General features: G+C 50.0%; 2 protein-coding genes and 1 pseudogene. All 3 read right to left on the minus strand.

Going from position 1 to position 1081, the window contains the following annotated elements:
- Positions 1–330: Ig-like domain-containing protein (locus F4W09_RS17235; RefSeq protein ID WP_418655100.1), on the minus strand; the 330-nt coding region annotated here is incomplete at its 3' end.
- A pseudogene (locus tag F4W09_RS17495) lies at positions 328–465 on the minus strand (Ig-like domain-containing protein); the annotation flags it as partial. The pseudogene F4W09_RS17495 and the gene F4W09_RS17235, both read right to left, overlap by 3 nt.
- Before the next feature lie 32 nt (positions 466–497).
- A partial coding sequence (locus tag F4W09_RS17240; protein ID WP_215899329.1) for an Ig-like domain-containing protein occupies positions 498–1081 on the minus strand: 584 nt, incomplete at its 5' end.

Genomic DNA, 1081 nt, shown 5'->3' on the forward strand with positions numbered 1-1081 from the left:
GTTCTGGCTAATGGTACTTTTACTATTACCTGCTGTATCTGTGACTGTGGCAACCACCGCATAGGTTGCATCGGCCAAGGGGGTACCCGTCAGGTCTAGGGTCCAATTCCCTGTTGGATCAACCGTTAAGCGTGGATCGGCAGTGGTGTAGGTGGTCGCACCGACCGTTACACTGAGGCTGTTGCCATCAGCCAGATCCACCGTACCTTTAAACAGTAAGGTGTTGTCATTGGTGATGAAGTCACCTGCTGTACCTGAGTCGTTGGTGATCGAATCAAAGGTCACGGTTTGACCGTCGTTATCGGTGTCGATCTTGGTGTCAATCACCACATTTCTACTAATTGAATTACCAGTATTCCCCATTGTATCGGTCACTGTTGCCACTACGGTATAGCTACCATCGAGTAATGCCGAACCCGTTAAATCCAGCGTCCAGTTGCCTGAACCATCAACTGTGAGGCGTGGATCGGCAGTGGTGTAAGTGGTCGCACCGACCGTTACACTGAGGCATTGCCATCAGCCAGATCGACCGTACCGTTAAATAACAAGGTATTGTCATTGGTGATGAAGTCAGTGCTAGAACTGCCAGTATCATTGGTGATCGAGTCGAAGGTTACAATATCCCCATCACCATCCTTATCCACTTTTGTATCAATCACCACGTTCTGGCTGGTCGTGCTCGCAGTATTGCCCGCGGTGTCGATCACTGTGGCAATCACTGGATAGGTACCATCAATAAAAGGACTGCCCGTTAAATCTAGGGTCCAGTTGCCTGAGCCATCCACAGTTAGTTTCGGGTCGCCTGTATTATAGGTAATACCGTTCACACTGACACTCAAAGTATTGCCATCAGCCAGATCGACCGTACCTTTAAACAATAAGGTGTTGTCATTGGTGATGAAGTCGCCTGCGGTACCGGTATCATTGGTGATCGAATCGAAAGTCACGGTTTGACCGTCATTGTCGGTGTCGATCTTGGTGTCAATCACCACATTCTGGCTGGTCGTGCTTGCAGTATTCCCTGCGGTATCTGTGACCGTCGCCACCACCGCATAGGTTGCATCGGCCAAGGTGGTACCCG

The sequence above is a fragment of the Acinetobacter tandoii genome (assembly GCF_008867985.1).
Lineage (GTDB): Bacteria > Pseudomonadota > Gammaproteobacteria > Pseudomonadales > Moraxellaceae > Acinetobacter > Acinetobacter tandoii.